Genomic DNA, 24526 nt, shown 5'->3' with positions numbered 1-24526 from the left:
TCCGCATGCGCACTGACTGGAAGCTGTACGAGGTCTATCTGCCGGCTTGAACGTACCTGCCTATTGCGCGTAGGAATCGCGGGCCCCCGATGGACAACCTCCCTCCCTTTCCCTGGATCGACTGCGCGATCATCTTCGCGTTGATCGCGCTCAACGGCGTGTTCGCGATGTCCGAACTCGCCCTGGTGTCGTCGCGCCCCGCGCGGCTCGAGGCGATGGCGCGCGCCGGGGTCCGCGGTGCGCGCTCGGCGCTGGCGCTGTCCGACAGTCCGGGCAAATTCCTCTCCACGGTGCAGATCGGCATCACGCTGATCGGGATTCTGGCGGGCGCCTATTCGGGTGCGAGCCTGGGCGGGCCGGTCGGCGCGCGAATCGCCTTGCTCGGGGTCGAGGCCGAGCTCGCGCAGACGATCGGCTTCGCCTCGGTGATCGCCGTCACCACTTATTTGTCGCTGATCGTCGGCGAGCTGGTGCCAAAGCAATTCGCGCTTCGCGCGCCCGAGGCGATCGCGTCGTGGATCGCCGGCCCGATGGGCTGGATCTCGACCGCGACCGCGCCGCTGGTGTGGCTGCTCGATTCGACCACCGGGCTGGTCTTCAAGATCCTGGGGCTCAGCCGCGAATCGGAAAACCGCGTGACCGCCGAGGAACTCCATCTGATCGTATCCGAGGCGACGAAGTCGGGGGTGATCGAAGAGCATGAGCGTTCGATCATCTCGGGCGTGGTTCGGCTGGCGGATCGCCCGGTCCGCGAGATCATGACCCCGCGCACCGATGTCGACTGGATCGACCTCACGCTCTCACCCGAGGCGATCCTCGAACGGCTGCGCACGACCCCGCACACCCGGCTGCCGGTGGGCGAGGGGTCGGTCGATGCGGTGATCGGCGTGGTGCAGGCGCGCGATCTGGTGACCGCGTTGATCGAAGGGGTAACGCTCGACCTGCGCGCCTTGGTCCGCCCCGCGCCGGTGCTGCCCGATCAGGTTGACGCGATGGACGCGCTGGGGGCGCTGCGCCGCGCCGAAGTCGCGATGGGCTTCGTCCATGACGAATATGGCCATTTCGAAGGCATCGTGACGCCTGCAAACCTGCTCGCGGCGATCGCCGGCGATGGGCATTCGGACTTCGACAAGGAAGAGCGCGTCGTCGTTCGCGACGACGGGTCGCTGCTGGTGTCGGGGCAGATGGCCGCCGATTCGCTCGCCGACCGGATCGGCATCGACCTGCCCGAGGATCGCGATTACGCGACCGTCGCGGGGCTGGCGCTGTCGGTGCTCAAGCGCCTGCCGCACGAGGGCGAAAGCTTCGTCGAACAGGGCTGGCGCTTCGAGATCGTCGACATGGACGGGCGCAAGATCGACAAATTGCTGGTCGAGGAACAGGGCTAGCGGCGAGAGGCCCCGCGGACGCCGAGCGCACATTTCCGTTCGTTTCGGGCGAAGTCGAGAAGCGGGTCCAGCGATGTGCAGGTTTCTCGATTACGCTCGAAACGAACGGATAGGGCGTCGGGGTTTGGGCCCCATCTCCACGCCCTATCCCTCTTGGCCCGCTTCAGCCCCCCAATTTGCCGAACTTGGCTTCGTACCCCGCACGGTCGCCCGCGATCAGCAGCTGCGCCTGTTCGATCCAGCGGTCGCGCCCCATCCGACCGGTAAAGGCCCCCAGTTGGGCGTCGATTGCCTGCGCGCGGTCGGCCGACAATTCGGCCAGATCGGCGACGGTAACGATCCCCAGCGCGTTGAGCTGGCCCGCAACCTTGGGCCCCAGCCCCTTGAGCGTCGTCAGATCCTGAAGGTCGACGGCAGGCCCGGGCGTCGGCGCGGGCACCGGCATTACCGGCGGCATGCCTGGCACTTCGGTATCGACCAGCGGCGGCGGTGACGGCGCGATCGGTGCGGGCGTGGCAACCACGACCGGTTCGGGCATAGGCGCCGGCTCGGGCGGTGGCGGGGCGATGTCGACCGGCGGCGGGGCGATCGGCGCGGGCGCAACGGCTTCGCGCGCGATCGACGGCGCTGGCGGCACGCTCGGCCGCTCGGCCTCGGTCCGCGCGCGCTCCTCGATCTCGCGGCGTTCGGCGTCCCGCCGCTGCTTCAATTGGCTGCCCCACCAGATCATCACGATCGTCGCGACGATCGCCAGCGCGATCAGCACCAGATGGGTGATCGTCAGCGGCATGAAGGCCTCGGCAGCGCCGGCGGGCGTTGCGGCGACGGGGTTGGCGGCGGTTGTCGTACTGACCATGGGCTGTGTTCGCAGTTCTTTTTCGGGGCGTCCAAGGGTTTCCGGAACGCGGGAGAGACGTCTCAGTCGGCTTCGCGTTCCACTTCGCGCCAGCCGATGTCGCGGCGCGCGAAGCCGGTGGGGAAGGCGATCGCATCGACCGCGCGATAGGCTGCGGCCTGCGCCTGCGTCACCGTCGCGCCGCTGGCGGTGACCGCGAGCACGCGCCCACTCGTCGCCACCAGCGTGTCGCCTTCGGTGCGGGTGCCCGCCTGGAACACCCGCGCGCCGCTCGCCTCGGCGGCGGCGATACCCTCGATCGCGCCGCCGAGCTCGGGGGTGCCCGGATAGCCGTTCGCTGCCATCACCACCGTCAGCGCGGTTGCATCGGCGAAGCGCGGCGGCGGCAGGTCGCCCAGCCGCCCCTCTGCCGTCGCCAGCAGCAATTCGAGCAGGTCGTCCTCGAACCGCAGCATCAGCACCTGGCATTCGGGATCGCCGAAGCGGCAATTATATTCGATCAGCTTGGGGCCGGTATTGGTGAGCATCAGCCCGGCATACAGCACCCCCGAATAGGGCGTTCCCGCGCGTGCCAGCGCTTCGACGGTCGGGCGCACGATCTGGTCGATCGCGGCCTGCTCGAGCGCGGGGGTCAGTACCGGTGCGGGCGAATAAGCACCCATGCCGCCGGTGTTGGGCCCGGTATCGCCATCGCCGACGCGCTTGTGGTCCTGCGCCGATCCGAACGGCATCAGCGTGGTGCCGTCGGTCAGCACGAACAGGCTGGCTTCCTCGCCGGTCAGGAACTCCTCGATCACCGCCTCGGCGCCGGGATGGTCGAACAGCGCCGTCAGCGCTGCCTCGGCCTCTTGCGGGTTCATCGCGATCGTCACGCCCTTGCCCGCCGCGAGCCCATCGGCCTTCAGCACCACCGGCCAGCCGAAATCGGTCAGCGCCGCGCGCGCGCCGGCGAGCGAGGTGACGCGCGCATAGCCCGCGGTCGGGATATCCTCACGCGCGCACAGGTCCTTGGTGAAGCCCTTCGACCCCTCGAGCCGCGCGGCATCGCTACCGGGGCCGAACGCCGCGATCCCCATCGTCCGCAGATTGTCGGCAAGCCCCGCCACCAGCGGCGCCTCGGGGCCGATCACCACCAGGCCGATCGAGTTGCGCAGGCAGAAATCGATCACCCCGCGCTGGTCGGTCGGCACCAGATCGACGCATTCGGCATGCGCGGCGATCCCCGGATTGCCCGGTGCGGCGAACAGTTTCCCAAGCCGCGGCGATTGCGCCAGCCGCCATGCGAGCGCATGTTCACGCCCTCCCGATCCCAATAGCAGGACGTTCATGGCCGATCCCTTCTTCATGCCCAATAACGATGAACTTGGGCTGGTAGCCGAGAGCCGCGCAGGGGACAACGCAGCACCGCTCAGCGTCGGCGACCTGTCGATGAAGCTCAAGCGGATGGTCGAGGGCGAATTCAGCCATGTCCGGCTGAAGGGTGAGATTTCGGGCTATAAGCGCGCGAGCTCGGGACATGTGTATCTGTGCCTGAAGGACGACAAGGCGGTGATCGACGGCGTGATGTGGAAGGGGGCAGCCGCGGCGCTTCCCTTCGCCGCCGCCGACGGGATCGAAGTGATCGCCACCGGCAAGCTCACCACCTATCCCGGCCGATCGAAATACCAGATCGTCATCGAGCGGATGGAGCTGGCGGGCGAGGGCGCGCTGATGGCGCTGCTCGAACGCAACAAGGCGCGGTTCGAGGCCGAGGGGCTGTTCGCCAAGTCGAAGGCGCGGCGGCCCTTGCCCTTCATGCCGCGCACGATCGGCGTCGTCACCTCGCCCACCGGCGCGGTGATCCGCGACATCCTCCATCGGCTGGGCGAACGCTGCCCCAGCCATGTCATCGTGTGGCCGGTCAAGGTGCAGGGGCAGGGCGCGGCCGAGGAGATCGCCGCTGCGGTGCGCGGGTTCGACGCGATGCCCGCCGACGGCCCGGTGCGCCGGCCCGACCTGGTGATCGTCGCGCGCGGCGGTGGCTCGATCGAGGATTTGTGGGCGTTCAACGAGGAGGCCGTGGTTCGCGCGGTGGCGGGGTGCTCGATCCCGATCATTTCGGCGGTTGGGCACGAGACCGATACGTCGCTGTGCGACCACGCCGCCGATCTGCGGGCACCCACGCCGACCGCCGCCGCCGAGATCGCGGTCCCCGTCCGCGCCGAGCTGGCCGACACCATCGCGATGCTGGGGCTCCGCACCGAACGCTGCGTCCGGCGCTATCAGGAGCGCAGGCGCGAGCGGCTCGATGCGCTGGTGCGCGTGCTGCCCCGGCGCGACGCGCTGCTCGGGCCGCAGCGGCAGAAGACCGACGATCTGGCCGCGCGCCTCTCGCGCGGGCTCGAACGCCGGCTCGATGCCGGACGGCGCCAGCTCGATCGCGCGGGCGCGGTGCTGCGCCCGGCGATGCTCAACCAGCGGCTGGCGGGCGCGCGCGCCGCGCTCGCGGCGATGGAGCGGCTGCATCTGTCGGTGAACCCCGACGCGCCGCTCGAACGCGGCTATGCCAGGGTCGAGGCCAAGGGATCGGGCAAGGGGGGATCGGGCAAGGTCGTCGCCGACACCGCCGCCGCCCGCGCGGCAGGCGCGCTCATCCTCCACTTCCGCGACGGCACCATCGACGCGCGGGTTGAGCGCGGCGGTGCCAAGGCATATGCTGCGCCGAGCCCCGAACAGCCCAGCCTGCTGTAACCGGCGCACCGTGTAAGGAACGAATTTCGTGTTGATGACCCAATCCGGCCGGGTGGCGAAGCTGCATTACATGGCCAATGGCTTTCGCGTGCTCGCCAATGGCGACCATGTCGTGTGCGCGGTGACCGGCGAGCCGATCGCGCTCGAGGCGCTGCGCTATTGGAACGTCGCGCGGCAGGAAGCCTATGCCAGCGCCGACATCGCGACCCGGGCGATGACCGCCGCATGAACCGCCGGATGGCGGTTGCTGCATTGCTGTGTGTCCTCGCGCCGATCAGCGTTGCCGCGCAAACCGCGCCCTTCGCACTCGACGGCGATCTGATCCAAGGCGGCCGTGTCCTCGGCACCGCGCCCGCCGGCACCACCCAGTTGACGCTGAACGGGGAGCCTGTCGAAGTCGCGCGCGACGGCCGCTTCGTCGTCGCCTTCGATCGCGACCAGCCGGCCAACGCGATCCTCGCCGCCACGCGGATCGATGGCGAGACGCTGCGCCAGACGCTCGCGATCCGTCCGCGTGCCTGGCGGATCGAGCGGCTCAACACGCTCGCGCGCCAGTCGCGCCCCTCGGCCGAGTTCCTGAAGCTGCGCACCCCCGAACTCGCGCGCATCGCCGCTGCGCGCGCCAAGGTGACCGCCGCGCAGGGCTGGCGGCAGCCATTCGTTTGGCCGGTAACCGGCCGCATCTCGGGGCTGTTCGGGTCGCAGCGAATCTATCGCGGCGAACCCGGCGCCTATCACTCGGGGGTCGACGTCGCGCGCCCTGGCGGCACCACCATCGTCGCCCCCGCCGACGGCGTCGTGATCCTGGCCGCAGCGTCGCCCTTCACGCTCGAGGGCAATCTGCTGATGCTCGACCACGGCATGGGGCTCAACAGCGCGTTCCTGCATTTGTCGCGCATCGACGTCCGCGAAGGCGCGAGCGTCCGCCGCGGCCAGCCGATCGGCGCGATCGGCGCGACCGGCCGCGCGACCGGGCCGCATCTCCACTGGAGCATGAAATGGCACGACGCCCGCATCGACCCGCTGCTGGTGGCGGGGCCGATGCCGGGGTAGGCAGCGAGGGGTTCAGCGGATCCGCTTGACCTTGATCGCGCGCTTGCCGTCGATGCTCGCGCTATAGCTGCCCAGCAGGCCGGCTTCGATCTTCACCGGCTTGCCCGCCTTGGGGAAGAAGCCGGTACGCGCCTCGGTCGTCTGCCACTGCGATTCATCGGCGAGCGCGAGCAGGTAGATACCGTTCCCCGCCTGGCGCACCGACGCCAGAACGCTGTCGATCTCGCGCACTTCGGGTTCGGCGCGATCGCTGCGGCCATCGCCGAACAGCTTGATCTTGGGCAGCGAGAAACCGAACACCGCGCGCTTGGCGGTGCGCATTCCTTCGCGATCGACGAACACCAGATTGCCGGCTTCGCGCGCCGCCAACAGCGCCGCGCTGGTGCGATCGAAGCAGGCGAGCCGCTCGGCATCGGCGGCGATCGCAGGGCATTTCGCCAGCGCGTCGGCAAGCACCGATGCGCGCTCGCCCTCGTTCTGATCCTGCGCTGCGCAAGGGGTCGCCACGATCAGTGCAGCCACCGTCCATAATCCGACTTTCATACCCGTCCCCCAATCGATGTTTGGTGTCGCAGCTATTCCGCGCAGGCGTCTTAGCGAAGTCGGGCATGCGACAGAACTGTGACGATAATATCACCATCCGTGTCGAAAACCCGCTGCACTGCGAAAGAGGATTGCGCCGAACCGCATCAAAACCCTACCAAACGACCATTGTCGGTTTAGGGACCGGCAGCGAACCAGCGCGGTGCAAACGCCGCCGTTCAGAGGGAACGAACACCAATGAAGAAGCTAACCCGCCAGCGGTTGCTCGCCTCGACGCTGATGATCGGCGCGACCGTCGTCGCCGCACCTGCGTTCGCACAGGTTGCGCCGCAGTCGACCGAGACCGTCACCGAGCAGCCCAACACCGGCAGCCCGACCGAGAACGTTCAGGACGAAGCCGCAATTACCGGCCAGGACATCGTCGTCACCGGCTCGCTGATCCGCAATCCCAACCTCATCGCGTCGAACCCGGTCAGCGTCATCGGTGCCGACGAAATCGATCTGCAGCAGGCTAACGTCGCTGAAGAACTGCTTCGCGAACTGCCGGGCGTCGTCCCGTCGGTCGGTTCGGCGGTCAACAACGGCAATGGCGGCGCATCGTTCGTCAATCTTCGCGGCCTCGGCTCGAACCGCAACCTCGTCCTGCTCGACGGCGTTCGCCTGGTTCCCGGCACGCTGCAGGGCCAGTTCGATTTGAACAACGTGCCGCTGGCACTGGTCCAGCGCGTCGACGTGCTGACGGGCGGCGCATCGACCACCTACGGCGCGGACGCCATCTCGGGCGTGGTCAACTTCATCACGCGCACCGATTTCGCCGGTATCGACCTCAACCTGTCGAACCAGATCGCCGAACAGGGCGACGGCGCGATCTTCCGCGCCGATCTGACCGTCGGTGCCAACTTCGACGACGGCCGCGGCAACGCGGTGCTCAGCATCGGCTATCAGCAGGCCGACCCCGTGTTCCAGGGCGACCGTGCGATCTCGCGCTTCCAGGTCGATTCGTTCACCGGTGGCGTTGGCGGCTCGGGCACCTCGGTCCCGTCGCGCTTCACCGGGGTAAACCCCACCGGTGCCGATTCGATCACGTCGGGCTGCGGTGCTGCGGGCCAGATCGCGTGCAACGCGGTCCAGGGCAACCGTCAGGTAAACGCAGCGGGCAACGCCTTCCGGCCGACCGCAGCGTTCACGCCGTTCAACTTCAACCCCGACAACATCTTCCAGACGCCGTTCGAGCGCTACAACATCTATGCAGCGGCGAACTACCAGATTTCGGACAATGTCGAGGTCTACAACCGCGCGATCTTCTCGAAGAACACCGTCAGCACCATCATCGCTCCGTCGGGTGCGTTCGCGGTTCCTGTGACGGTTGGTTTGAACAACCCGTTCCTGAGCGGCGCGCAGCGGAGCGCCTTCTGCGGCTTCGATACCAATTCGGCAGTGGGCTATACGCCGCGCTTCACCGCGGCTGAATGCGCCGCGGCGGCAACCGCTACCGGCCGCACCGACCCCAATTATCGCGAAGTCACCGGCGTGCAGCTGTCGCGCCGTGCGACCGAAGTCGGACCCCGCGTGTCGGAATTCACGACGACCTTCTTCGATTATCGCGCTGGCGTTCGTGGGGATATCACCTCGAACATCGGTTACGATCTGTTCGGGTCGTATGGCGAGAGCGAGAACTTCCAGCTCATCCAGGGCTACACGCTCAACTCGCGCGTGCAGCAGTCGCTGCTGGTCAATCGCGATCCGGCAACGGGGACGGTCACCTGCCAGAACGATGCCAATGGCTGCGTTCCGGTCAATTTCTTCGGTCCGGAAGGATCGATCACCCCCGACACGATCGATTTCCTGACCGGCAACAGTTCGGTGCTCGTCCGCACCACGCAGGCGCAGGCACGCGGCACGATCAGCGGTGACTTCGGCTTCGCATCGCCGCTGGCGACCGAGAATATCGGCTTCGCGGTCGGTGGCGAATATCGCAAGTACACCGCCAGCCAGCAGTCGGACTCGCTCTCGCAGAGCGGCGATCTGGGCGGCGCAGGCGGCGCGGCTCCGAACATCGACGGTGGCTATGACGTCTACGAAGCCGTCGGCGAATTGATCGTTCCGCTGGTTGCCGATCGTCCCTTCTTCAACCTGCTGCAGGTCGAAGGCGGCGTGCGCTATTCGAGCTATACCGTCGATGCGGTTGGCGATCCCAGCTACAACACCACGACCTGGAAGGTCGGTGGCCAGTGGGAGCCGTTCGACGGGATCAAGTTCCGCGGTAACTACAGCCGTGCGGTCCGTGCGCCGAACATCGGCGAATTGTTCAGCCCGGTGAATACCACGCTGACCAACCTGGCCGACGATCCCTGCGCCAACCTGACCGATGCCGGCATCCCGATCGGCGGCCGTGCGATCCCGACCGGCGTCCTTCGCGACGTTTGCATCGCGCAGGGCGCGCCGGCGGCATCGATCGGCCAGATTGCAGTCCCGACCTCGGGTCAGGCGCAGTCGACCGGCGGCGGCAACGTCAACCTGCTTCCCGAGGAATCGGACAGCTGGTCGGCGGGTGCGGTGTTCACCCCCACCTTCCTGCCGGGCTTCTCGGCGTCGATCGACTATTACCACATCGTCGTAGACGGTGCGGTGTCGTCGCCGACCCCCGACGACGTCGTCAGCGCGTGCTTCGATGCACTCAGCGTCACCAACCCGGCATGCCTTGCGATCCGTCGCAATCCGATCGACGGTTCGCTCTCGGGTGATCCCTCGACCACCCTCGGCCTGCCGATCACGCTGTCGAACCTTGGGTTCATCAAGACCGACGGCGTCGATTTGACCGCCAACTACACCCGCGACTTCGGCATTTTCGGTTTGTCGCTGGGCTTCAATGGCAACTGGACCAACCGCAGCCAGTTCAACGCGAACGCGTCGTCGGACGACAGCATCCTGCGCGAATGCGTCGGTCTGTATTCGGCCAACTGCGCGTCGATCCAGCCCGAGTTCAGCTGGTCGCAGCGCACCACGCTGTCGTTCGACGACGTCGACGTGTCGCTGCTGTGGCGCCACATCGACCGGGTCGACTACGAGTTCGCCGACAGCGTCGATGATGCCGCTTTTGCCGGCACGATCGACGAGCCAGCGGGCACGTACGACTTCAACACGATCGAGCCGTACGACTATTTCGATCTGACGGTCCGCTACGCCGTGACCGAGAACTTCACCTTCTCGGTCGCCGCGATGAACATGTTCGACAAGCAGCCACCGCTGGTCGGCAACACCATCGGTTCGACCGCATACAACAGCGGCAACACCTATCCGTCGACCTACGACGCGGTCGGTCGTCGCTTCTCGGCAAGCGCGCGCATCCGCTTCTAATCTTCGGATCGACGCTGGTGCAAAGAAGGGCGGTCCCGATGGGGCCGCCCTTTTTGCGTTTCGATCGGCGTTGCCGGCAGGCTAGGCGCGGGGCGTCAGAGCAACGCTGCTGCTAGCTCCAGCGCGATGCCGTTGCGGTCGGCGACCGCCTTCGTCCATGCCACCACCTTCTCGATCTCGTCGCGATTCGCGTCGATTGCGCCGGCATGCACCGCCTCGCGCTCGCGCACGCCGAATGCCTCGCCCGATTTGGCGTTGCGCGAAAACGCGCTGCCGCTAGCAATCGCCGCGAGGCCGGCGTCGTCGAGCCCAAGCCCGAAGAAGTCGGCGACCGCGGCCACCGTTCGCTGCGGATCGGCGAGCAGCGCAGCGCTGTCGAGCGTCGCCACCCGCCCCGGGAAGCGCGCCACCATTCCTGCGAACAGCCGGTGCTGCGCCAGCCACCCCATCGCTGCGATCTGCAGGTCGGTTTGCTTTGGGGCCTCGCCGGGTTCGAAGCCGAGTGCACACATTCCATCGGCGTCGAGCTTGGCCCACAGGTCGCGCACCCAAAGCCGCCCCCACATCCCCTTCGACGCGATCGACGCCACGAAGGTCGCCAGTGGCGCGTGCAGCAGCAGCGCGCGCGACTCTGCGCGCAGCGCCAGCATCGCGGGTGCCAGCGCGTTCACGACGTTCGACGGTTTGATCAGCAGTGTCTCGCCCGGGGGCACGCTCGCCCCGAGCGCAAGCAGCGCATGATCGAGCCGCTCGGCCAGATCGCGCGGCGGCGCCCCGCGCCTACGCCAGCCGATCAGGTCGTTGAGCAGCATCGGTTCCTTCAGCGTCATCGCGGTGCCCGGCAGTTCAAAGGCGTTGGCGAGCAGCGTCGAACAGCAAAACGCCGAATGAAACAGATAGCCGATTCTGGGCTGCAATGCCGCCGCCGCAAAAACTGCGGCGCGGCGCACCGGTCGCGGCGATTGCGCGCCCGGCAGATACTCGTCGATCAAGAACACCGCCTTCGCACGATCGGCGCGCGACGCGCGAATGAAGTGGAACGCGTCGGCGACCGGGTCATAGCGGTGCGCCAGCCAATCGGGGTCGCCGACGATCGCATCGAGGGCTGGTTCTGGATGGGCGAAGGTCATCGCTGCTGGTTGCCACACCGCCGGGCGGGCGGGCAAGCGACCGCTCGCAGCGTTTCGATTGGGCAACTCGGCGCTTTGCAATCACGCAAAGCTGTGGTCTCTTGCGAAAAATCAACTCGATGGTCGAAGAGGAAGCCTTCATGTCGTTTTATCTAACCGTCGCGATACTCGCGCTGGCACCGGTGCAGACAACCGCGCCAGCGGCGCCGAACGCGCCCCCCGCAGCCGACCGCCGCATCTGCAAGCGAACGGCCGAGACCGGCTCACTGGTGAAACGCCGCAAGGAATGCCGCACCAAGGCCGAATGGGACCTGATCGCCAGCGCCGCGCGGGAGAATGGGCAGGACATGGTCGATCGCAACAGCGGCCGTCCGTCTGGAATGTGAGGCCTTTGAGATGAAGGCACCGAAGAATCCGGGGTCGATCGGGTCCCGTAACGCGGCACGTTTGCGCGCTTGACCGATTCGCGACGCATGATTGCCGATCTGTTGCAATCGGCGCAGGCGGCGCTTGGCCGACGGGACCAGCGCGCTGCCGCCGCAGCGTTCGAACGCGCCACCGACCACGACCCGCAGAACCCGATCGCGAACAACGCGCTGGGGATGTTCGCGCTCGAAACAGACCGGCTCGATACCGCCGAACGCCATTTCATCGCGGCGACGCAGGGCGATCCTTCGGCGCCCGAATTATGGATGAACGTCGCCACCGCGCGCCGGCGCAAGGGCGACCCCGCGGGTGAGCGCGACGCGCTGCACCGCGTGCTCGACCTCGACCAGCGGCATATCGGCGGGATCGTCCGGCTTGCCGAACTTCATGAACGCCGCGACGAATATGCGCTCGCCACCTTCCGCTGGTCGGCGTTGCTGCAACTGGCACAGGGCATCGCCGACCCCGCCCCGCAATTCGCCGCGGTGCTCGATCATGCGCGCTCCTATGTCGAAGCGAATGCGCGGCGCTTCGCCGATCTGGTCGAAGGCGGCCTGACCGACATCCGCGCGACCGCGGGACGCCGGGAATTGCGGCGCTTCGACGCGTGCGTCGACAAGATGCTCGGCCGCCGCCGCATCTACGCCAATGAATGCCACGGGCTGCATTTCCCGTTTCTGCCTGCCGACGAATTCTTCGACCGCGACCATTTCGAGTGGCTCCCCGCGATCGAGGCGGCGTTCGACGACATTCGCCGCGAGGCGCTCTCGCTGCTCGACCAGGGCGCCGACGGCATCGTCCCCTACGTCTCGATGGGCGCGGGCGCGCCGACCACCAAATGGACCCCGCTCGACCGTTCGCTCGACTGGAGCGTGTTCTACCTGTGGCGGTTCGGCCAGCGCGATCATGACGCCTGCCGCCGCTGCCCCGCTACCGCGCGCGCGCTCGAGAAGCTGCCAATGGCCGACATGCCGCGCCGCGCGCCGACCGCCTTCTTCTCGATCCTCAAGCCGCACACCCGGTTGCCGGCGCATAGCGGGGTCAGCAACGCACGCGCGATCGTCCATCTGCCGCTGATCGTCCCCGAAGGCTGCGGCTTTCGCGTCGGCGGCGAGACACGGCAATGGCACGAGGGCGAGGCGTTCGTGTTCGACGACACGATCGAGCACGAGGCATGGAACGACAGCGACCAGCCACGGGTGGTGCTGATCTTCGACGTGTGGAACCCGTACATCACGGTCCAGGAACGTGCGCTGCTGCGGCGCTATTTCGACGTCGCCGATGCCAGCGGCTTCGATCCGGGGACGCTCGGCGCCGTGCACGACTGATCGCGCACGACGCCCACGCCTTACCCCACCGTCAACACCAACCCGCCGTCGCCCTCGTCGACCGCCACCGTCGCGCCTTCGCGCACGTCGCCGCGAAGGATCAGGTCGGCGAGCGGGTCCTGCAGATAGCGCTGCACCGCGCGCTTCAGCGGCCGCGCGCCGTACACCGGGTCATAGCCCACCCGGCCGAGCCACGCGCGCGCGGCATCGGTGAGCGTGATCGTGATCTTACGGTCTGCAAGCAGCTTGCCCACGCGCGCGACCTGGATGTCTACGATCGGCTGCATATGCTCGGCGCCTAGGCGGTGGAACAGGATGATTTCATCGAGCCGGTTGAGGAATTCGGGCCGGAAATGGCCGCGGACGACCTCCATCACCTGCGGTTCGACGTCTTCGACCGACTGGCCGTCGGCCAGATTGGTGAGATATTGGCTGCCGAGGTTCGACGTCAGGATGATGATCGTGTTCGAGAAATCGACGGTGCGGCCCTGTCCGTCGGTCAGACGACCATCGTCCAATACCTGCAACAGGATGTTGAAGACGTCGCCATGCGCCTTCTCGACCTCGTCGAACAGGATCACCTGATAGGGCCTGCGCCGGACCGCTTCGGTCAGCACGCCGCCTTCGTCATAGCCGACATAGCCGGGCGGCGCGCCGATCAGCCGAGCAACCGAATGCTTTTCCATGAATTCGCTCATGTCGATCCGCACCATCGCGTTCGAATCGTCGAACAGGAATTCGGCGAGCGTCTTGGTGAGCTCGGTCTTGCCGACGCCGGTCGGCCCGAGGAACAGGAAGCTGCCCAGCGGCCGGTTGGGGTCCTGCAACCCCGCACGGCTGCGGCGGACCGCGGTCGCCACTGCGCGCACCGCCTGTGGCTGGCCGATCACGCGCTTGGCCAGCGCCTCTTCCATGTTGAGCAGTTTCGCGCGTTCGCCCTCGAGCATCCGGTCGACCGGGATGCCCGTCCAGCGGCTGACGATTCCGGCGATGTCGTCGGCGGTCACTTCCTCGCGCAGCATCGCGCCCTCGGTCGCGCCCTGCGCCGCCGCCACCTGTTTTTCGAGCGTCGGGATCGTGCCATAGGTGAGCTCGGACATGTGCGCGAGGTCGCCCTCGCGCTGCGCCTGTTCGAGCAAGGTCCGCGCGGCGTCGAGCTGTTCCTTCAGCTTGGCTTCGGACTGGATCTTCACCTTCTCGGCCTGCCAGCGTTCGGTCAGCGCCGCCGATTGCGCCTCGAGCCCGCCAAGCTCGGTGCTCAGCCGCTCGAGCCGGTCGCGCGATCCCGCATCGCTTTCCTTCTTGAGCGCCTCGGCCTCGATCTTGAGCTGGATGATGCGGCGGTCGAGCGCCTCGATCTCCTCGGGCTTGCTCTCGACCTCCATCCGCAGCCGGCTCGCCGCCTCGTCCATCAGGTCGATCGCCTTGTCCGGCAGGAAGCGGTCGGTGATGTAGCGGTTCGACAGCGTGGCGGCGGCGACGATCGCGGCGTCGGTGATCCGCACGCCGTGATGCAGCTCATAGCGGTCCTTGAGCCCGCGCAGGATCGACACCGAATCCTCGACCGTGGGTTCGCCGACGAACACCGGCTGGAAGCGGCGTTGCAGCGCGGGGTCCTTCTCGACATGCTTGCGATATTCGTCGAGCGTCGTCGCGCCGATGCAATGCAGTTCGCCGCGCGCCAGCGCTGGCTTTAACAGGTTCGACGCGTCCATCGCGCCTTCGGATTTGCCCGCGCCGATGAGCGTGTGCATCTCGTCGATGAACAGCACGACTTCGCCCTCGGCGTCCTTCACCTCGTCGAGCACGCCCTTCAGCCGCTCCTCGAACTCGCCGCGATATTTCGCGCCCGCGATCAGGCTGCCCATGTCGAGCGCCATCAGCCGGCGGTCCTTGAGCGTATCGGGCACGTCGCCATTGGCGATGCGCAGCGCGAGCCCCTCGGCGATCGCGGTCTTGCCAACCCCGGGTTCGCCGATCAGCACGGGGTTGTTCTTGGTCCGGCGCGCCAGGATCTGCACGGTGCGGCGGATTTCCTCGTCGCGGCCGATCACCGGATCGAGCTTGCCGTCGCGCGCCGCCTGGGTCAGGTCGCGCGCGAATTTCTTGAGCGCGTCGTAGCGGCCCTCGGCCCCCGCGGTATCGGCGGCGCGGTTTCCGCGCAGGCTGTTGATCGCGGCGTTGAGTGCCTCTGCCTTCACCCCCGCAGCAGCAAGCGCCTTGCCAGCGGCGGTGGTCGACGACAGCACCAATGCGAGCAGCAGCCGCTCGACGGTGACGAAGCTGTCGCCCGCCTTGGTCGCGACCTGTTCGGCCTGGTCGAGCACGCGCACCGCGTCATTGTCGAGCCCGGGGGTCGATTGCGCGCCCGATCCCGATACCGCGGGCAGCTTGGCGATCGCCGCGTCGGTCTCGGCCAGCGCGCGCTTGGCGTCGCCGCCCGCCGCGCCGATCAGTCCGGCGGCCATGCCCTGATTGTCGTCGAGCAGGCTCTTGAGCAGATGCTCGGGCGTGATCCGCTGGTGATTCAGCCGGATCGCAATCGTTTGCGCCGCCTGCAAAAAGCCCTTGGCGCGGTCGGTGAATTTTTCGAGGTTCATGTTCGCCACCCAATGTTGATGGACCGAACATAGTGTTGCCCGATTGCAACACAAGGACCCTCGATCAGGCGGCCATTCCCCGTCAGGCTGCCTGCGCCATCGTTCCTGCACGCCATGCACGCGCCGCCTTTTGCGCGGTAGCGATCTCGCGCGCGGTCATCTCTCCGGCGATTTCGGCGCGGCACATTTGTGCTTCCTGGCTTCCCGACTGCGCCGCCAGGTTGAACCATTTATGCGCCTCGATCAGGTCGACTGCGGCCCCTTGCGCGCCGCTGGCATAGATGACCCCCAGTTCGTAGCAGGCTTTGCTGTCGCCGCGTGCGGCTTCGACCAGCCGCCGTTCGACCACGAAGCGCGAATTCTTCAGGCTGTTGCCCATGTCCCCAAACCCCCATTTGCCGTGCCGCATCCGGCACTAGGCGAAGACTGGACCAGGGGTTTTCAACAAATGGTTAACGCAATTAACCTTGTTCGACCGGCGCTACCGCGATGTTGTCGATCAGCCGCGTGGTGCCGAGCGTCGCCGCGCCGAGCAGCCGCATTGGCCGGGCAGGCGAAGGCGCGCCAAGCGTCTCGGCATCGACCAGCTCGACATAGTCGATCGAGAACCCCGCATTGGTGAGCGTGGTGCGTGCCTGCGCGAGCGCTGCGGCAACCTCGCCCCCGCGTTCGATCGCCGCCGCCGCCACCCCCAGCGCGCGCGGGAGCGCCACCGCCGCCTGCCGCTCTTCGGGAGCGAGATAGATGTTGCGCGACGACAGCGCCAAGCCGTCGTCGTCGCGCTGGGTGCCGACGCCGACGATCTCGATGTCCATGTTGAGGTCGATCGCCATCCGCCGGATCACTGCGAGCTGCTGGAAATCCTTCTCGCCGAACAGCGCGACATCGGGGCCGACCTGGTGGAACAGCTTGGCGACCACCGTCGCCACCCCGTCGAAATGCCCCGGTCGCGCCGCGCCGTCGAGCCCTTCGCTTACCCCCGATACCGCGATCGTGGTGGCGAACCCCGCCGGGTACATCGTATCGACATCGGGTAGCCACAGCGCGTCGACCCCAGCGGCGGTGAGCATCCGCGTGTCGGCGGCCTCGCGCCTGGGATAGCGCGCCAGATCCTCGCTCGCGCCGAACTGCATCGGGTTGACGAAGATCGACGCCACCACCCGCGTCGCCTGCCGCCGCGCCGCCTCGACCAACGCCATATGCCCGTCATGCAACGCGCCCATCGTCGGCACCAACGCGATTCGCTCGCCCGCGGCGCGCCAGCCGCCGACCGTGTCGCGCAGCATGCTTAATTCTCTGATGGTTTGCACAGGGGGCGCCTTGCGATAGAGACCGGTGGATGAGAGCGCAGCGTCCTATGGAAGCGCGCAGGGGCAATCAACATGGGAATATTGCGTCTTGGGTAGTGGTGCCAACGGGCTGCACGTCATCGTCTTCGCCAACGAAAAGGGCGGGACGGGCAAATCGACGACCGCGGTGCATACCGCGATCGCGCTGGCGGCGCGCGGCGCGCGGGTGACCGCGCTAGACCTCGACCATCGCCAGCGCACGCTGGGCCGCTATCTCGACAATCGCGCCGCGACGATGAAGCGCACCGGGCGAACGCTGCCGATGCCGCGCCACGAGACGCATGACGGCACCTCGCTAGCCAATTTCGAACGCGCGCTCGAGCGGCTGAGCGAGGACAGCGACTATCTGGTGATCGACACGCCGGGCCGCGACGACGAATTCGCGCGGATCGCGGTGACCAATGCCGACACGCTGGTGACGCCGATGAACGACAGCTTCGTCGATTTCGACCTGATCGGCCAGGTCGATCCCGACACCTTCCAGGTGACGCGCCCGAGCTTCTATTCCGAGCTGATCTGGGAATCGCGCAAGCGCCGCGCCAAGGCCGATGGCTCGACGATCGACTGGGTGGTGCTGCGCAACCGGCTCCAGCATATCGAAGCGCGCAACATGCGGCGCGTGTCCGAAGCGATCAATCAATTGTCGCGCCGCGTCGGCTTTCGTGTCATTTCGGGACTCTCCGAGCGCGTGATCTATCGCGAGCTGTTCCCCTCGGGGCTGACGATGCTCGATTCGCGCGACTTCGGCGAAATGGGGCTGGCGCATGTCGCCGCGCGCCAGGAATTGCGCGAGATGATGGCCGGGCTCGCGCTTCCCGACCGCCCCGCCGCGCCGGTCCAGCGCCAGCCCGGTCCGACGACGGCCGCCGCCTGATGGGCAAGCTCGTCTTCGCCCTCGTCCTGATGGCGGTGATCTGGTGGCTGTTCTTCGCGCGCAAGGGCCGCCCAAAGCTGCGCGACGACGAGGCCCGTCAGGTGCTGGGAGTGAGCGCGAACGCCGACGCCGCCGCGATCCGCGCCGCGCACCGCCGGCTGATCACCGCGGTCCATCCCGACAAGGGCGGATCGGTCGACCTGACCAAGCGGATCAACGCGGCAAGGGACGTGCTGCTGAAGCGGTTGCGCTGATCTTCTCCCCTCCCTCATCTTCTCCCCTCCCTGGAAGGGAGGGGCCGGGGGTGGGTAGGGGCCTGGAGCCACGGCACCGCGCAGACCCCCGGGAACCGTATCGCTACCACTCGACCCACCCCCAGCCCCTCCCTTTCAGGGAGGGGAGCCATCAACCCCCGATTGATCCATTCGACAGATCGAACGTTACACCCACGTCGCGCCTTCCCCAGGCGCCGGCGTCGTTGCACTTTCACGCGATCGCGCCAAAGACTGCCACCAGATATTCAGGAGACCATCGCATGCCCCATCGTTTCGACCACACGTCGCTTCGTGAATACGACATCCGCGGAATCGTCGGCAAGACGCTCGGCGCCGCCGATGCCGACGCGATCGGGCGCGGGTTCGCGACGTTGGTGCGGCGCGCGGGTGGTACGCGCGTGGCGGTGGGACGCGATGGCCGGCATTCGTCGCCCGAGCTCGAGGCGGCGCTCGTCGCCGGCCTCACCGGCGCGGGCGTCGACGTGGTCCGCGTCGGCCTCGGCCCCACGCCGATGCTCTATTATGCCGAAGCCACGCTAGAGGTGGATGGCGGCATTCAGATAACCGGCAGCCATAATCCCGCCGAGTATAACGGCTTCAAGATGGTGATGCAGCATCGGCCGTTCTTTGGCGCCGACATCCAGACGCTCGGCACGATGGCCGCCGAGGGCGATTGGGAGACCGGCGAGGGCGTCGTCACCGACGTCGACATCATGGACGATTATGTCGGTCGGCTGATGGCCGGCTATGCCGGCGGCACCTATCGGATCGGCTGGGACGCGGGCAACGGCGTTTCGGGCCCGGTGATCGAGAAGCTGGTCAAGCTCCTGCCCGGCGAGCATCACTTGCTCTACACCGATGTCGACGGCGATTTTCCCAACCATCATCCCGATCCTACCGAAGAAAAGAACCTCGCCGATCTCAAGGCGCTCGTCGCCGAGAAGCAGCTCGATTTCGGACTGGCGTTCGATGGCGATGGCGACCGGATCGGCGCGATCGATGGCGAGGGCCGCGTGATCTGGGGCGATCAGCTTCTGTCCATTCTGGCCGAACCTGTGCTGCGCGAGCTGCCCGGCGCGACGATCATCGCCGATGTGAAGGCCAGCCAGGCGCTGTACGACCGGATCGAGGAGCTCGGCGGCAAGCCGTTGATGTGGAAGACCGGCCACAGCCTGATCAAGATGAAGATGAAGGAAACCGATTCGCCGCTCGCGGGCGAGATGAGCGGACACATCTTCTTCGCGCACGAATATTATGGCTTCGACGACGCGCAATATGCCGCGGTGCGGCTGATCCGCGCCGCGCACATGATCGGCAAGTCGATGACCCAGCTGCGCGGCGAGATGCCGGCGATGGTCAACACGCCGGAGATGCGCTTCCAGGTCGATGAAAGCCGCAAGTTCGCGGTGATCGACGAAGTGCTCGCGCGGCTGAAGGCCGAGGGTGCCGACATCAACAACACCGATGGCGCGCGGGTGAACACCCCCGATGGCTGGTGGCTGCTGCGCGCCTCGAACACCCAGGACGTGCTGGTCGCGCGCGCCGAGGCGAAGGACCAGGCAGGGCTCGATCGCCTGATGGCGATGATCGACGCCCAGCTCGCGGCGAGCGGGCTCGAGCGCGGGGCACAAGCCGCGCACTGAGGCCTAATCTCCCCTCCTGAAAGGGAGGGGGTGGGTGCGGGCATGATGCTACGGCGCCCTGCCCACCTTGAGCAGTCGTGCCGCGACCACCCGGCCCATCCCCGCCCCTCCCTTTCAGGGAGGGGAGTGGTCGCCGCTAGCCCGTGCGCAATACTTCGAGTCGGGCCTTCCCGACCCCGCGCACCCTGCGCCGCGCCGCTACCCGCTTTATACCTACGCCATAAGGCCTAGCTTGGATGACCCCAAGTTAAGGCGGATATCCCAATCAGCACCTTCATAGAAAAGTCGACCGCGATGGGCGGGGCGGCGAACAATGCCGTGCAAAAGGATTGAGATATGGAAACCGTATCCGCTGGGCAATATTTTCTCATATATAATGCGTTTTCTCTAACGTTCGCGACCATGTCTGCGGCTGCATTGTTCCTGTGGTTCGGCAGGTCGCAGGTAACCCCGCCTTATCGTACCGCGCTGGTGATTTCGGGACTGGTCTGCGCGATCGCAGCCTATCATTACTTCCGCATCTTCGAGAGCTGGACCGCCGCCTACGAAGTGCGCGGTGCCGAGATCACCGCGACCGGATATGCGTTCAACGATGCCTATCGCTACGTCGATTGGTTGCTGACCGTCCCGCTGCTGCTGATCGAACTGGTGCTGGTCATGCGCTTGTCCGAATCGGAGACGGTGTCGAAGTCGATGCGCCTCGGTGCCGCCGCGGTCCTGATGATCGCGCTGGGCTATCCGGGCGAAGTCGCTGCCGACAACGGCACGCGCGCCTTGTGGGGTACCTTGTCGACGATCCCCTTCCTCTACATCGTCTGGGAGCTGTTCCGCGGGCTTGGCGCCGCGATCGATCGCCAGCCCGAGGCCGTCCGGCCGCTGATCCGCAAGGCGCGGTTGCTGACCTTCGCGTCGTGGGGCTTCTACCCGATCGTCTATATGGCGCCCTTCGCCGATATCTCGGGCGCGAGCGCCGAAACGACGATCCAGATCGGCTACACGCTGGCCGACATCATCGCCAAGGCTGGCGTCGGCGTGATGATCTACATGATCGCAGTCCGGAAGTCGGCGATCGAGCGCGACACCGCCGCGCCGGCTACCGTCGTCGCATGACTTTGGTCGCGTGAATATCGCGGCGGCCGACCGGGAGCGTATCGCGCGCCCGGTCGGCCGGCGTCTGTTTCGTCCGGCAAATGCGCCGTTCTGGATCATGGGCAGCGCGCTGGGCGCCGCGCTGCTCGCGGGCATTCGGCTCGACACGCCGATCGCTTCGCTGGCCGCGGCGATCGTCTTCCTGCTCGGCGGGCTGCCGCATGGCGCTTTCGACCTGGCGGTCGCGCGGCGCTTCGCGCGCAGCGGATCGGCTTCCTACGCCCATTCTGCCGCGCTCTATGCGCTGGTGCTCGGCGTCGCCGCGATCGCCTGGACGCTGGCGCCGCATGTCGCGCTACCGATCTTCCTCGTGCTCGCCGCGCTGCATTTCGCCGCCGACTGGTCGACGGTCGGCGAGCGATTCGTCGAAACCGGGGTAGGGGTGGCGCTGGTCGCGCTGCCGATCGCCGCGCACCCGATCGCGGTCGGCGATATCTTCGCGGCGATGGGCGGGGTCGATACCGCCGCCAGTATCGGCCGCGGCGGCATGGTGATCGCGCCGGTCGCGACGCTGGTCGCGATGATCGGCGTGGTCATTCTCATCGAACGCGACCGGTGGAGCGATGCCGCGCAGCTTGGGGGATCGTTGGTCGCGATGCTGCTGCTGCCGCCGCTCTGGGGCTTCGCGCTGTATTTCACCTGCGTCCATTCGGTACGCCACCTCCGCGAAATCGGCGAGGCGCTGCCCGGCGCTGGCCGGGCGATGTGGCTGCGGACCGGCACCGGCCTGACGCTGGCCGCGCTTGCGATCGGCTATGCGCTGTTGCCAGCGATGCGCCATCTCGCAGCGCCAGGCTTCGTGCCCGCCGCCTTCGTGCTGCTCGCGATCCTGTTCATGCCGCATCTGATATTGTCGGCGCGGATCGACGCGCTGCGCCGCCGGGCCGCCTGAAAGCGGCTCGTAAAGGGCTAGGCGGCCGCGCGCAGGAAACCGAACGGCCGCCCGCGCGTCTTCCACCTAAGTCACCCTTCCCCCCGCGGCACCCCCTTGCTACAGCCGCCGGGAACCAAGCATTCACAAGCTCGCAGGCAAGCGTGCGCGCGGCTTCCGCCGCCTCCCCGCCGCTTCCCCGCAATCGGAAAGGCACGCCATGACAGCCATCGGCAACGATACCCTCGGCACCCGCGACACGCTCGATGTCGGCGGCACCACCTATCATTATTACAGCCTCGCCAAGGCCGCCGCGAAGCTCGGCGACGTCAGCCGCCTGCCCTTCTCGATGAAGGTGCTGCTCGAGAACATGCTGCGCTTCGAGGACGGCACCACCGTCACCACCGAAGACGCGCAGGCGTTGGTCGACTGGCAGAAGGATGCCCGCTCGAACCGCGAGATCCAGTATCGCCCCGCGCGCGTGCTGATGCAGGATTTCACCGGCGTGCCTTGCGTGGTCGATCTCGCGGCGATGCGCGATGCGATCACCACGCTGGGCGGCGACCCCGCCAAGATCAACCCGCAGGTGCCGGTGCATCTGGTGATCGATCACTCGGTGATGGTCGACGAATTCGGCACCCCCAAGGCGTTCGAGAACAATGTCGATCTCGAATATGAGCGCAACCTCGAGCGCTACGAGTTCCTGAAATGGGGATCGAAGGCGCTCGACAATTTCAAGGTCGTCCCCCCCGGCACCGGCATCTGCCACCAGGTGAACCTCGAATATGTCAGCCAGGCAGTGTGGTCGTCGAGCGTGACGGGCAGCGATGGCGGCGACATGATCGCCTATCCCGACACGCTGGTCGGCACCGACAGCCACACCACGATGGTCAACGGCCTGGGCGTGCTCGGCTGGGGCGTCGGCGGGATCGAGGCTGAGGCGGCGATGCTCGGCCAGCCCGTCTCGATGCTGATCCCCGAAGTCGTCGGCTTCAAGCTCATTGGCGCGCTGAAGGAGGGCATCACTGCCACCGATCTGGTGCTCACGGTCACGCAGATGCTGCGCGCCAAGGGCGTGGTCGGCCGCTTCGTCGAATTCTACGGCCCCGGCCTTGCCAGCATGAGCCTCGCCGATCGCGCGACGATCGCCAACATGGCGCCCGAATATGGCGCGACGTGCGGCTTCTTCCCGATCGACGACAAGACGCTCGATTATATGCGCCTCACCGGGCGTGACGATGCGACCGTCGCGCTGGTTGAAGCCTATGCCAAGGCGCAGGGCATGTGGCGGTTGGACGACGTCGCCGATCCGATCTTCACCGACACGCTCGCACTCGACATGAGCAGCGTCGAGCCGAGCCTTGCCGGTCCCAAGCGCCCGCAGGATCGCGTCTCGCTCGGCCATGTCGACGACACCTTCAACAGCGATCTCGCAACGGTGTATAAGAAGGCGGGCGCGGTCCGCGTGCCGGTCGAGGGCGCTGCGCATGACATCGGCGATGGCGACGTCGTGATCGCTGCGATCACCTCGTGCACCAACACCTCGAACCCTAGCGTGCTGATCGCTGCCGGCCTGGTCGCGCGCAAGGCACGCGCGGCTGGCCTCACCCCCAAGCCCTGGGTGAAAACCTCGCTCGCGCCGGGCAGCCAGGTCGTCACCGACTATCTCGACAAGGCAGGCCTCACCGAAGACCTCAACGCGATGGGCTTCAACCTGGTCGGCTATGGCTGCACCACCTGCATCGGCAATTCGGGGCCGCTCGCCGAGCCGATCTCGGCGGCGATCAACGGCAACGACATCGTCGCCGCCTCGGTGCTGTCGGGCAATCGCAACTTCGAAGGCCGTGTGTCGGCCGATGTGCGCGCCAACTTCCTCGCCTCGCCGCCTTTGGTGGTCGCCTACGCGATCAAGGGCACGGTGACCGAGGATATGTACGACACGCCGCTGGGCGAGGGCACGAATGGCCCGGTGTTCCTCAAGGACATCTGGCCGACCAACGAAGAGGTCGCCTCGACGATGGCCGCCAATATCGACGACGGCATGTTCCGCGCGCGCTACGGCAACGTCTATGCCGGTGACGCGCATTGGGCAGGCATCCAGGTCGAGGGGTCGGACACCTATCGCTGGCCCGCGGCATCGACCTACATCGCCAACCCGCCCTATTTCGAGGGGCTGACGATGACCCCCGCGCCAGTCGCCGACATCATCGAGGCCAAGCCGCTGGCGATCCTGGGCGATTCGATCACCACCGACCACATCTCGCCCGCCGGCAGCATCAAGGCCGATTCACCCGCCGGCAGCTTTCTGCAGGAGCATCAGGTCAACAAGAAGGACTTCAACAGCTACGGCGCTCGCCGCGGCAACCATGACGTGATGATGCGCGGCACCTTCGCCAATATCCGCATCAAGAACGAGATGGTCCCCGGCGTCGAAGGCGGCATGAGCCGGTATGAAGGCGAGACGATGCCGATCTATGACGCAGCGATGCGCCATAAGGCCGACGGCACCCCGTTGGTGGTGATCGCGGGCAAGGAATATGGCACCGGATCGTCGCGCGACTGGGCGGCCAAGGGCACCAATTTGCTCGGCGTCCGCGCGGTGATCACCGAAAGCTTCGAGCGTATCCACCGCTCGAACCTGGTCGGCATGGGCGTGTTGCCGCTGCAGTTCGCCGAAGGCGTCACGCGCCAGACGCTGGGGCTGACTGGTGACGAGACCTTCACGATCACCGGCGTTGCCAATATCCGCCCGCGCCAGGACGTCGAAGTGCAACTGGTCCGCGCCGATGGGTCGAGCGAAAGCTTCATGACCAAGTGCCGGATCGATACCGTCAACGAGCTCGAATATTTCCTTAACGGCGGCATCCTCCACTACGTCCTGCGCAAGCTGGCGGCGTAAGCCAATTTCGACTCCCCTCCTTCCAGGGAGGGGAGTTTGATCGTTAACCATCTGG

General features: G+C 66.8%; 20 protein-coding genes. 13 read left to right on the top strand and 7 right to left on the bottom strand.

Annotated elements, in window-relative coordinates; all coding sequences use genetic code 11:
• Positions 1-89: 89 nt before the first annotated feature.
• Positions 90-1388 (top strand): hemolysin family protein, encoded by a 1299-nt coding sequence (locus tag NMP03_RS10095; protein WP_256505247.1) that lies wholly within the window; start codon positions 90-92, stop codon positions 1386-1388.
• 163 nt (positions 1389-1551) lie between these two features.
• Here NMP03_RS10095 and NMP03_RS10090 read toward each other — a convergent pair whose 3' ends face one another.
• Together NMP03_RS10090 and purD are read right to left on the bottom strand one after the other, a co-directional pair.
• Positions 1552-2244, bottom strand: a complete 693-nt coding sequence (locus NMP03_RS10090) for a hypothetical protein (protein WP_256505246.1) — start codon at positions 2242-2244, stop codon at positions 1552-1554.
• A 62-nt stretch (positions 2245-2306) separates the two neighbouring features.
• Positions 2307-3572 carry a phosphoribosylamine--glycine ligase gene (gene purD, locus NMP03_RS10085; protein ID WP_256505245.1) on the bottom strand — a complete coding sequence of 422 codons (1266 nt, stop codon included), beginning with the start codon at positions 3570-3572 and terminating at the stop codon, positions 2307-2309.
• On the opposite strand from purD, the gene xseA reads away from it, so the two are divergent.
• Genes xseA through NMP03_RS10070 form a run of 3 tightly spaced genes read left to right on the top strand, consistent with a single transcriptional unit; the run spans position 3571 to position 6027 of the window.
• Positions 3571-4974, top strand: coding sequence for an exodeoxyribonuclease VII large subunit (gene xseA, locus NMP03_RS10080; RefSeq protein WP_256505244.1), 1404 nt, complete (start codon positions 3571-3573; stop codon positions 4972-4974). The genes purD and xseA overlap by 2 nt on opposite strands.
• 34 nt (positions 4975-5008) lie before the next feature.
• The gene (locus tag NMP03_RS10075; protein ID WP_406697591.1) at positions 5009-5203 is read left to right on the top strand and encodes a DUF2093 domain-containing protein; all 195 of its coding nucleotides are present in this window, start codon (positions 5009-5011) and stop codon (positions 5201-5203) included.
• Positions 5200-6027: a M23 family metallopeptidase gene (locus NMP03_RS10070; protein WP_256505242.1), complete on the top strand. Its 828-nt coding sequence runs from the start codon at positions 5200-5202 to the stop codon at positions 6025-6027. The genes NMP03_RS10075 and NMP03_RS10070 overlap by 4 nt, the downstream gene beginning before the upstream one ends.
• 12 nt (positions 6028-6039) lie before the next feature.
• Here NMP03_RS10070 and NMP03_RS10065 read toward each other — a convergent pair whose 3' ends face one another.
• A complete protein-coding gene (locus tag NMP03_RS10065) occupies positions 6040-6549 on the bottom strand; it encodes a hypothetical protein (protein ID WP_256505241.1) in 510 nt (169 codons plus the stop codon).
• Positions 6550-6807: 258 nt separating this feature from the next.
• On the opposite strand from NMP03_RS10065, the gene NMP03_RS10060 reads away from it, so the two are divergent.
• Positions 6808-9927 carry a TonB-dependent receptor domain-containing protein gene (locus tag NMP03_RS10060; protein WP_256505240.1) on the top strand — a complete coding sequence of 1040 codons (3120 nt, stop codon included), beginning with the start codon at positions 6808-6810 and terminating at the stop codon, positions 9925-9927.
• Between the two features lie 95 nt (positions 9928-10022).
• Here the strand turns inward: NMP03_RS10060 and NMP03_RS10055 are convergent, their stop codons facing one another.
• Positions 10023-11057 carry a hypothetical protein gene (locus tag NMP03_RS10055; RefSeq protein WP_256505239.1) on the bottom strand — a complete coding sequence of 345 codons (1035 nt, stop codon included), beginning with the start codon at positions 11055-11057 and terminating at the stop codon, positions 10023-10025.
• A gap of 140 nt (positions 11058-11197) precedes the next feature.
• On the opposite strand from NMP03_RS10055, the gene NMP03_RS10050 reads away from it, so the two are divergent.
• Positions 11198-11443: a hypothetical protein gene (locus NMP03_RS10050; protein ID WP_256505238.1), complete on the top strand. Its 246-nt coding sequence runs from the start codon at positions 11198-11200 to the stop codon at positions 11441-11443.
• A gap of 87 nt (positions 11444-11530) precedes the next feature.
• Positions 11531-12811: an aspartyl/asparaginyl beta-hydroxylase domain-containing protein gene (locus NMP03_RS10045; RefSeq protein ID WP_256505237.1), complete on the top strand. Its 1281-nt coding sequence runs from the start codon at positions 11531-11533 to the stop codon at positions 12809-12811.
• 20 nt (positions 12812-12831) lie between these two features.
• Here the strand turns inward: NMP03_RS10045 and clpB are convergent, their stop codons facing one another.
• The 3 genes from clpB to panC form a co-directional block, all read right to left on the bottom strand.
• Positions 12832-15411 carry an ATP-dependent chaperone ClpB gene (clpB, locus tag NMP03_RS10040; RefSeq protein WP_256505236.1) on the bottom strand — a complete coding sequence of 860 codons (2580 nt, stop codon included), beginning with the start codon at positions 15409-15411 and terminating at the stop codon, positions 12832-12834.
• A gap of 82 nt (positions 15412-15493) precedes the next feature.
• Complete coding sequence (locus tag NMP03_RS10035) at positions 15494-15790, bottom strand: hypothetical protein (protein ID WP_256505235.1); 297 nt, start codon at positions 15788-15790, stop codon at positions 15494-15496.
• 82 nt (positions 15791-15872) lie between these two features.
• The gene (panC, locus tag NMP03_RS10030; RefSeq protein ID WP_256505234.1) at positions 15873-16721 is read right to left on the bottom strand and encodes a pantoate--beta-alanine ligase; all 849 of its coding nucleotides are present in this window, start codon (positions 16719-16721) and stop codon (positions 15873-15875) included.
• A gap of 88 nt (positions 16722-16809) precedes the next feature.
• On the opposite strand from panC, the gene NMP03_RS10025 reads away from it, so the two are divergent.
• From NMP03_RS10025 to acnA, 6 genes are all read left to right on the top strand, one after another.
• Positions 16810-17634, top strand: coding sequence for a division plane positioning ATPase MipZ (locus tag NMP03_RS10025; protein WP_256508088.1), 825 nt, complete (start codon positions 16810-16812; stop codon positions 17632-17634).
• Positions 17634-17888 carry a DnaJ domain-containing protein gene (locus NMP03_RS10020; protein ID WP_256505233.1) on the top strand — a complete coding sequence of 85 codons (255 nt, stop codon included), beginning with the start codon at positions 17634-17636 and terminating at the stop codon, positions 17886-17888. The genes NMP03_RS10025 and NMP03_RS10020 overlap by 1 nt, the downstream gene beginning before the upstream one ends.
• A gap of 281 nt (positions 17889-18169) precedes the next feature.
• The gene (gene pgmG / locus NMP03_RS10015) at positions 18170-19552 is read left to right on the top strand and encodes a phosphoglucomutase/phosphomannomutase PgmG (protein WP_256505232.1); all 1383 of its coding nucleotides are present in this window, start codon (positions 18170-18172) and stop codon (positions 19550-19552) included.
• Positions 19553-19954: 402 nt separating this feature from the next.
• Positions 19955-20662 (top strand): bacteriorhodopsin-like, encoded by a 708-nt coding sequence (locus tag NMP03_RS10010; protein WP_256505231.1) that lies wholly within the window; start codon positions 19955-19957, stop codon positions 20660-20662.
• 10 nt (positions 20663-20672) lie between these two features.
• Positions 20673-21593, top strand: a complete 921-nt coding sequence (locus NMP03_RS10005) for a Brp/Blh family beta-carotene 15,15'-dioxygenase (protein ID WP_256505230.1) — start codon at positions 20673-20675, stop codon at positions 21591-21593.
• Positions 21594-21792: 199 nt separating this feature from the next.
• On the top strand, positions 21793-24471 hold the full coding sequence (gene acnA, locus NMP03_RS10000; protein ID WP_256505229.1) for an aconitate hydratase AcnA: 2679 nt from the start codon (positions 21793-21795) through the stop codon (positions 24469-24471).
• The last annotated feature ends 55 nt before the right edge of the window (positions 24472-24526 follow it).

The organism is Sphingomonas qomolangmaensis, from assembly GCF_024496245.1.
Classification (GTDB): Bacteria; Pseudomonadota; Alphaproteobacteria; order Sphingomonadales; family Sphingomonadaceae; genus Sphingomonas; species Sphingomonas qomolangmaensis.
The sequence above is the reverse complement of the archived record's forward strand: the minus strand, read 5'-3'. Positions and strand labels throughout refer to the sequence as shown.